Raw genomic sequence first — 2008 nt, forward strand, 5'->3', positions numbered from 1 at the left:
GCGGCGGAGGCGGAGGTTGTGCCGCATCTGACGGACGAGGTGTCGGTGGCGGCGGTCAATGGGCCGTCGTCGGTGGTGGTCTCGGGTGTGGAGGCCGCGGTGGAGGCCGTGGCGGAGGTGTTCCGGGGGCTGGGCCGTCGTACGTCCCGGCTGCGGGTGTCGCACGCCTTCCACTCGCCGCTGATGGAGCCGATGCTGGAGGAGTTCCGCACGGTCGCCGAGGGACTCTCCTACAGCGAACCCCGGTTGCCCGTTGTCTCCAACGTGAGCGGTGCCCTGGCGGAGCCCGGTCAGCTGGCCTCGGCCGCGTACTGGGTGACCCATGTCCGTGAGGCCGTGCGTTTCGACGACGGTGTCCGTGCGCTGGCCGGGCAGGGTGTGACCCGGTTCGTGGAGCTGGGTCCGGACGGTGTGCTCAGTGGCATGGCGCGCGAGAGCGCCGGCGACGACGCCCTCCTCGTACCGCTGCTGCGCAAGGACCGCGACGAGGTCACCGTCGCCCTGACGGCGCTGGCCGAACTGTACGTCCGCGGCGGTCACGCCGACTGGGCCGCCGTGCTCGACGGAACGGGCGGGCGCCCGGTGGACCTGCCGACGTACGCCTTCCAGCACGAGTACTTCTGGCCCGTGGGATCCGCCACCGGAACCGGTGACATCCGTCTGGCAGGCCTCGGCACCCCCGGGCACCCGCTGCTGGGCGCGGCCGTCGAACTGGCCGGCGCCGACGGAGTGCTGCTCACCGGCCGGCTGTCGCTCCAGTCACAACCGTGGCTGGCCGACCACGCGGTGCAGGAATCGGTGCTCGTGCCGGGCACGGCCCTGCTGGAACTGGCCATCCGCGCGGCCGACGAGGTCGGCTGCGACACGGTCGAGGAACTTACCCTGCCGGCCCCGCTGGTGCTGCCCGCCCAGGGCGGCACCCGCATCCAGGTCACCGTCGGTGAACCGGACGAGGCGGGACGCCGTAGCGTCGCCGTTCACTCGCGGCCCGACGGGGACGACGACCGCGGTCCCTGGACCCTGCACGCGCAAGGCACACTGGCCGACGAGGCGACCGTCGCGCGTACCGGCTTCGACGCGTCCGTCTGGCCGCCGAAGGACGCACGCCCGGTCGACGTGACCGACTGCTACGAGCGGCTGGCCGACGCCGGCCTCCGCTACGGCCGGGTCTTCCAGGGACTGCGGGCCGCCTGGCGCCGGGGTGACGAGGTCTTCGCCGAGGTGGCGCTGAACGACGACGTCGACGGCGGCACGTTCGGACTGCACCCCGCACTCTTCGACGCTGCCCTGCACGCCTCCTTCGCCTTCGGCGACGACGACGGCGACGGCACCGCGCTCGGCGGGGTGCCCTTCTCCTGGGAGGGCGTGCGCCTGCACGCGTCCGGCGCCTCGGCGCTGCGCGTCCGGCTGACCAGGACCGGTGACGACTCCCTCGCCGTGGAGCTGGTCGACCCGGCCGGCGCCCCCGTCGCCTCGGTGGAGTCCCTCGTCGTACGGTCCGCCTCGGCCGCCGGCGGCGGGTCCGAAAGCGGCGCGAAGTCCCTCTACCACGTGGACTGGGTGCCCGCGCGTGCCGTGACCGGCACCCTCTCCCCGGAACCGGTCGCACTGCTCGGCGACGGGATCCTCGCTTCGATCGCCGCCGACGCGGTCGCTCTGGTCACCGCCTCCGACCTCGAGGCACTGGCTGCGAACGACGTGCCCGGGACAGTGCTGGTCACCGTGGCGAGTTCGCTGCCGGACGTCGTCGAGTCGGCGCACCAGGCGGCCGCCCGGACCCTGGACCTCGTGCGGGACTGGCTGGCGGACGAGAGGTTCGCCGCGTCCCGTCTGGTCTTCGTCGTCGGTGCGTCCGAAGGCGCCGAGGACCTGACGGACGCTCCGGTCAGGGGACTGGTGCGATCCGCCCAGCTGGAGCATCCGGGGCGGTTCGGTCTGCTGGACGTCGAGCCGGGTGCGGTGTTGTCGGCCGAGTTGTTGGGTGCGGCGTTGGCGGTGGGTGAGGCCG

At 73.3% G+C, this 2008-nt stretch carries 1 protein-coding gene; it reads left to right on the forward strand.

Features of this window, described 5'->3' with window-relative positions; translation table 11 throughout:
- Positions 1-18: 18 nt before the first annotated feature.
- Positions 19-2008: polyketide synthase dehydratase domain-containing protein (locus ACF07S_RS33450; protein ID WP_391975925.1), on the forward strand; the 1990-nt coding region annotated here is incomplete at its 3' end.

Source organism: Streptomyces sp. NPDC016640 (assembly GCF_043076215.1).
Taxonomy (GTDB): domain Bacteria; phylum Actinomycetota; class Actinomycetes; order Streptomycetales; family Streptomycetaceae; genus Streptomyces.